This is a genomic window from Mycobacterium sp. (assembly GCF_052144515.1).
Taxonomy (GTDB): Bacteria; Actinomycetota; Actinomycetes; order Mycobacteriales; family Mycobacteriaceae; genus Mycobacterium.
Map to the genome: position 1 here is coordinate 1 of NZ_JBKQQD010000036.1, position 7,008 is coordinate 7,008.

A 7,008-nucleotide genomic window follows, 5' to 3' on the forward strand; every position below is an offset into this window, starting at 1 on the left:
CGCGGTATTGTTCCTGGATCTGGACCGTTTCAAGGTCGTCAACGAGCACCTCGGTCAGCACGCCGGAGACCGGTTCATCAAGGGTTTCGCCGAGTTGCTGCGCGAGGCGGCAGACGCTTCCTCAGTCACCGCCCGGCTCGGCGGTGACGAGTTTGTCGTCGTGCCGACCGCGCCGACGGACATCAGCAGCGCCGTGGCGTTTGCTAATTGGCTGCAGGACCGAGTTGACAAGCAGGTCGTGATCGACGGTGAGAAGCTCAGCCGTTCCGCCAGCATCGGTGTCGCTACCGGCGCACCGGGACGCGACAGCACTTCAGAGCTCTTGCGTCGCGCCGATCAGGCCGCCCGGTTGGCCAAGAATTCCGGCGGGGCCAACATCGCAGCTTTCAGCGCGGAGATGTCCGAACGGGACACGATCCGCAACGACATCGAACTGTCCCTGGAAGCGAGCGCCAACAGCGATAACAGCGCACTGGTGCTGCATTACCTGCCGGAGTTCAGCATGCGCACCGGCGAGATCCTCGGGACCGAGGCGCTCATCCGTTGGCAACACCCGACTCGAGGGCTGCTGATGCCGGACTCCTTCATCGGGGTGGTCGAATCGATCAATCTGGCGGGGAAGCTCGGCCGTCTGGTAATGCGCTCGGCCTTTGCGCAGTTCGGACTCTGGCGCTCACGCGGCGAGGGGCGCGATGTCGTGCTACGGGTCAACGTATCGCCGATGCAGCTGGTCGCGAACAATATTGTCGATACGGTCGCCGCAACCCTCGATGAGTTCGCTATTGATCCCGGTGCGGTATGTCTGGAGATCACCGAAAGGGTCGTGGTTCAGGAGATCGACACCACGCGCCGAACACTTGCCCGACTGAAAGATATCGGTGTCCAAATCGCTATCGATGACTTCGGTACTGGCTACAGCGCGTTGGCATATCTGAAGTCTCTCCCGGTCGACATACTGAAGATCGACAGAGCATTTGTGCGCGATCTCGGCACTAACACACGCGATCTGGCGATCGTGCAGGCCATCGTCGACTTGGCGCACGCTCTCGGACTCGAGGTCGTCGCGGAGGGCGTCGAGACCGCCACCGCGGCCAGGGCATTGCTTGATTTGGGATGCTATCGCGCGCAGGGATTTCTGCTGTCCCGTCCGGTGGATAGCACTGCAATGGAATCGCTGCTCGCCGGGCGCGTGATCCCAATGGACTTCTCCACGCTGGGAGATTCGCCACGTGACGATTCGTCTACATCAAACAACCATGAGACGCGTGACCGTGAAGGACTGGGGCGAGGGGATTTGCTTCAGATCCACAGGAAGCGAAGCCCATCGTGACGCATGAGACCAACCCGCCCTCCAGCGGCACGGTGCCGCGCGGTCGACCGCGAGCCGGCGGCCAAGTACGGCGACCGATATCTATCACGCGGTCACTGACCAGCTGAGCGGCGCTCAGGGGCGGCGTTGGAACAGGTAGGAGCGCGTCGGGGTCTTCTCGCGGTCCAACTCCCGCTCGTAACCGGCCGACAATAACGTCCAGTCGAGGGCGAATCGTCGTTCGATCTCGGCGTGATCGATGCCCGGTACGCCGAACCTCCCACCGGGAATGAACGCGACAATCAACAGCCGCGCGTCGGGTCCCGCCACGGCGCTGACTTCCCGGACGTACGCTTCGCGATCGCCGCCGCTCATGTTGTGCAGGCAGCCGTTGTCGACGATTAACTCGAAGCCCGTACCGATCCCGGCCCGACTCAACTGCGTGACGTCGGCACGGACGAAATCGACCGAAACATCAGCGGCGCGGGCCTTGGCGCGGGCGCTTTCGAGCGGCTTTGCCACGAAGTCCACCCCGGTGACTTTCCAGCCGTGTCCCGCGAGATAGATCGAACAATCTCCGGTACCGCATCCAAGGTCAAGCGCCGATCCCATTGGCAGCGCAGGAGTGTCAGGGGTTCCCTCGACCAGATCTCGGAGGCCCTGCCCGAGCGGATGGCCGTCCCACGGCGTGAAGCCGACCCGGTAGAAGATCCGAAAGCGGGTGTGTCGAGAAGCCATAGCCGCCATGATGGCATCTTCGTCCCCACACGCGATAGCGCGCGTCGAAGAGCCGATATAACCGCACCGTGCCACATTGTGCCCAGATGGCTTAACCATCTGGGCACAATGTGGCACTGGTAACCCGTATGGGGTCAACGTTATGCACTCGCGCAGCCTTGGTCGGAACAAGATCTGGGGGAATGCTCCTGATGACAGTTCACCGACGCGATACCCCTAGGGCCGACGCCAGGTCGCGGACCCGCGACGATTACCCCCGGCAAATCCGAATCGCGTGCGACGACCTCCACGATCATCCGCACCGCCTCGCCGCTCGGGCCGCAGTCTTCGAGCTGCTCAAGCAGGACGTCTCTGGCGATCCCATTCTTCAGCCCTGTCGGCGGTAGGCCACCGTGCCAGATATCACCTATCCGGCCCCCGAGAGCCGCTTGCCCGGATACCTCGCCGTCCCGGACGGCCAGGGTCCATGGCCCGGTGTCGTGGTCGTCCACGACGTTCTCGGCATGACAGCCGACTTGAGACGGATCACCGACCGCCTTGCCGCCAGCGGCTATCTGGCGCTAGCCCCGGCCCTCTACGGCCGCAGACCCAAAATCCGATGCATGATCAGCACCATCCGAGCGCATTTCGCCGGCCACGGCACCGCGTACGACGATCTTGTCGCCGCCCGCGAACACCTCATCGCGGACGAGCGGTGCACCGGCAAGGTCGGTCTCCTCGGATTCTGCATGGGTGCGGGATTCTGTTTCGTGTTGTCCTCTCGGGGGCCATTCGACGCAACCGCTGCCAATTACGGCCTGCTGCCCCAAGACATTGAACCGTTGAGCCAGTCCTGCCCCGTGGTGGCGAGCTTCGGCGCCAAAGATCGGATCGTGGCGGCCGGCACAGCAGCCACGCTGGACGCCGTGCTGGCGCGCGGCGAGGTGCCACGTGACGTGAAGGAATACCCCAGCGTCGGCCACAGCTTCTTGAACGACTGGCAGTTCCCCGGTCCGGTCCGCATCATTGAACGCATCGCCGGGATGGCCTACTCCGAACCGGAAGCCGAGGACGCGTGGCGGCGCATCCTGACTTTCTTCAAGGAGCACCTTAGCTAACTCTAACCATCGGCACTGTTCGATCCGGCCGCCGATGCTTTCGACGAAGTCTGGCTCCGGGATCGGCCCGCAGTGTGATGCTTTAGGCCCCGCGATGCTATACAACAGAGCAAGATGCACGAGCCCGACGTAAACACCTACAGAGCGCAAATTCTCGACCCCGATAAGCCTGCCGACAGTTCTGCATTGCAGCGGCTTCAAGCAGATCCCAGGGTGGAGTTCATTAACCACCGCGAGGCACAACAGGCCGGTTTGCACAGCCTTCGCCCCCGACCCGATGATGAGCTAGTCGCAGAACCGGGCCGTTGGGCCTATTACCCATGGCGACGGACGGTTGTGGCGGTACTGGGCCCGCGCGGGTTTCGCACGGCGCGCCTGGACCGCAATCGCAACAACATCACCGCAGCCGAGCAGGACAAGCTCGGTGCGCTGCGCATCGGCGTCGCCGGCCTGAGCGTCGGGCATGTCATCGCGCACACCCTGGCAGCCCAGGGACTGTGTGGCCGCCTTCGCCTGGCCGACTTCGATCGCCTGGAACTCTCGAACTTGAATCGGGTGCCGGCCAGCGTGTTAGACCTGGGCCTCAACAAGGCCCATGTGGCCGCGCGTAGGGTCGCCGAGCTCGATCCTTATCTACCGGTTGAGGCTTTCGATGCGGGGCTTACGTTAGGCACCGTAGATGAGTTCGTTGATGGATTGGACATCCTCGTAGAGGAGTGCGACGCGCTTGATATCAAGGCGGCACTTCGGGTGGCCGCCCGGGCGCGCGGGATCCCGGTGTTGATGGCTACCAGCGATCGCGGACTGATCGATGTGGAACGCTTCGATCACGAGCCTCAGCGCCCGATTCTGCACGGTCTGCTGGGCGAGCTGGACCTCGGGTTGCTTCCGGGCATGAGCAGCCGTGAAAAAGTTCGACATGTCCTGCGTCACCTTGAGGCCGAACGGTTGTCGCCACGTGCCGCTGCGTCACTGATAGAGATTGACCGCACGTTGTCGACCTGGCCGCAACTGGCCTCGGATGTGGTGTTGGGTGCGTCGGTGCTTGCCGAGGCCGTACGCAGAATAGGGCTGGGTGAAGAACTGCGCTCGGGCCGAGTCCGCATCGATATCGGCCGGGCGCTCAACCAGCTCGGCGAACCCGACATGGCCCAGGATCGCCTCGCACCGCAAGAGCGTCATGAAACGCCGGCACTACCCGGAATACCCGGTGTGGTTGCGGCTGCCGCGATCCGCGCCCCATCGGGTGGAAACGTACAGCCCTGGCGTGTCCAAGCCGGACCCGCCGACATCACCATCGAGCTTGACGTCCAACACACGTCAACGATGGACGTCGGATTCCGCGGCAGCGCTGTCGCGTTGGGCGCCGCCGTGTTGAACGCGCGGATCGCCGCTGCCGCCCACCACGCTCTCGGGCCCGTCACCCTTACCGATCGTGCTGACGGATCGCCGTTGCGCGCCGTCCTGAAATTGACCGATGGCGCCGACCCCAACCTCGCCGGCCTCTATCAACCGATGCTCGCCCGCGAAACCAACCGCTATCACGGCAGCCCCGAACCGATACACACCGCCACCATCGACGCGCTCACCGCCGCAGCCCAACGAGAGGGCGCGCTACTACGCCTGCTCACCGATAGGGACGACATTGCGCGCGCGGCGACGATTCTGGCCACATCCGATCGCACCCGCTACTTGACGGCGCACCTGCACCAGGACATGGTCTCGGAACTCCGCTGGCCTGGGGATCCCAACCCCGACACCGGGATTGACGTGCTCAGCCTGGAACTCGATGCCGGCGAGCTCGCGGTGCTCGACATCCTCCGCCGCCCAGACGTCATGGCCCGCCTGGCTGAGTGGAATGCCGGCAGCGCCTTGGGAGAGGATACCCGCGACCGCATATTAGCCAGTTCTGCGCTGGCTGTTATCAGCGTGCCCGGGGAGACGCTTCGCGACTACGCGAAGGGAGGCTCGGCCGTCGAGCTGGTCTGGATCATCGCCCAGCAGCGAGGGCTATCGGTCCAGCCTGTCTCACCGGTCTTCCTGTACGCCCGCAACCGAGCCGAAATTGACCAGTTGTCAACCGCTTTCGCCGACCAGTTGACACAATTGCAGAGCGATTTCCGGCGTCTGACTGACGTCCCGAGCGAAGAATCCATCGTGCTGGTTTTACGGTTCGCCGTCGGGCCACCAGCATCAGTGAAGAGCCGCCGCAGCCTTGACCGAGTCCGGCTTGGCTGACCGGAAAGGTCAGCGGCGCCGTACGCGGGCCCAAATCGGAGCCGCCGCGACCATCGTGAACGGCACGGCGAGCGGGAAACCATTCTCCAGAGAATGGATTTCGACTCTTCGAACGATGGTCGCCAACGCGAGTGTGAGTTCCAGCATGGCAAAATGATCCCCGATACATGAGCGAGGCCCGCCGCCGAACGGAAGGTACTGCCAACGGTCGCCGCCTTCAGAACGCCCTGGACTGAATCGGTCCGGGTCGAACTTCAACGGATCGTCCCATAGGCGCGGATCGCGTTGTACCGCCATTCTTCCGAACGCCAGCATCGTGCCGGGTTCAACGCGGAAGCCGGCACCTTCAACATCGCGCGGCGCCATCCGCGTGCCCGTCGGCCCCGGCGGGCAGAGCCGCAGCGCCTCCTGAAGCACCTGGACCGTAAAGCCCAACCGTGGAACATCATCGGGGGTGAGTTGACGATCGCCGAGTTCAGCGACTTCCGCCGCGGCGCGCTCCTGGAGGTCAGGATGGCGACCCAATGCCCACAACGCATAGGTCAGAGTCGTCGCCGTTGTGTCGTGACCCGCGAACAAGAAGATGATCAATTCGTCGCGGATAGCCTTGTCCGACAACGACTGCCCGGTTTCGGGGTCGGTCGCGGCGATCAATGCCTGCACCAGCGGCGCGTCCCGGGATGGGTCGATACGACACGCTTGCAGAATCTCATCTGCAAGTGCGCGAATCGTCGCAGCCGCGGCACGCGCACGCCGTCGCGCCGGCGTGGGCATCCACTCTGGTGCGCGCAGCGGCCGCAGCGCCCGCGTGACCGCGTAACTCGTCGCGACACGCAACGGCTCGGCGACCACATCGGCCCGCTCATCGAGGTCTAAACCCAACACCGAACGACCCAACGCCCGCAACGTAAGGGTGCGGCACTGCGCATCCAGATCGATCACAGTGTCGTCGTGCCAGGTGGCACATACCATCTCCGCCGCCTCGGCCATGTGCCCGCCGAACTGGCGGACACGCTGCCGGATGAATACCGGCTGCAGTGTGCGGCGACGCGGTAGCCACTCGGCGTGCGGCAAGACGAACAGATTTCCGCCGAGTAGTCGGCGAAGCTCGGTCGCCACCGTGCTCGTCTTATCGACAGAACCATCTCTAACGCTGACAATGTCGCGAATACCTTGGGGTGACGTCGCGACAACGATCGGCGGAATCAGCCACTTAGGTCCCAGGATCACTCGGGTAACCGGCCCACCAGCATCGCGAAGCTTGTCGACCCCGGTATGAAAGTCCCTCACAGCCTTCAAACGTTCGCGATATGGCAGTGGGTTTTTCGGGGCCAACGGCAGCGCGGCGACGCCACGAATGGATTCCCTGACGGACACAGCGTCGAGCCTACAGTGGTTGCCTTGGCGGCCCGGCATCTTCAGATGCGGCCCACCACATCAAATCGATCATTAATTCGCGTCGAGTCGCATATGTGCCGTTCGCCAGTTAAACGGGGTCCACCGTATAGGGATGTCGGGCTCCCTGGATGATCTGGTGACGGCGGCCGCCGCCGAGTTGATGGCGGCTACCGCGGGTAATTCTGCCGCGATCAGTCAACGGGTGCTCGGCGATCTGGTTAGCCACTT

4 protein-coding genes and 1 pseudogene are annotated in these 7,008 nt (G+C 63.6%); 3 read left to right on the forward strand and 2 right to left on the reverse strand.

From position 1 onward, the window contains the following. Positions 1-1,213: pseudogene (locus ACLP9N_RS01850) on the forward strand (putative bifunctional diguanylate cyclase/phosphodiesterase); the annotation flags it as partial. Positions 1,214-1,444: 231 nt separating this feature from the next. Here ACLP9N_RS01850 and ACLP9N_RS01855 read toward each other — a convergent pair. After that, positions 1,445-2,047 carry a class I SAM-dependent methyltransferase gene (locus ACLP9N_RS01855; RefSeq protein WP_442405809.1) on the reverse strand — a complete coding sequence of 201 codons (603 nt, stop codon included), beginning with the start codon at positions 2,045-2,047 and terminating at the stop codon, positions 1,445-1,447. 392 nt (positions 2,048-2,439) lie between these two features. On the opposite strand from ACLP9N_RS01855, the gene ACLP9N_RS01860 reads away from it, so the two are divergent. Both ACLP9N_RS01860 and ACLP9N_RS01865 read left to right on the forward strand, forming a co-directional pair. Next, positions 2,440-3,144: a dienelactone hydrolase family protein gene (locus ACLP9N_RS01860; RefSeq protein WP_442405806.1), complete on the forward strand. Its 705-nt coding sequence runs from the start codon at positions 2,440-2,442 to the stop codon at positions 3,142-3,144. Positions 3,145-3,258: 114 nt separating this feature from the next. Next, on the forward strand, positions 3,259-5,382 hold the full coding sequence (locus ACLP9N_RS01865) for an Rv1355c family protein (protein ID WP_442405807.1): 2,124 nt from the start codon (positions 3,259-3,261) through the stop codon (positions 5,380-5,382). A gap of 9 nt (positions 5,383-5,391) precedes the next feature. Here the strand turns inward: ACLP9N_RS01865 and ACLP9N_RS01870 are convergent, their stop codons facing one another. Continuing rightward, entirely contained in the window at positions 5,392-6,798 is a 1,407-nt protein-coding gene (locus ACLP9N_RS01870) for a cytochrome P450 (protein ID WP_442405808.1), read from the reverse strand. Positions 6,799-7,008: the final 210 nt, after the last annotated feature.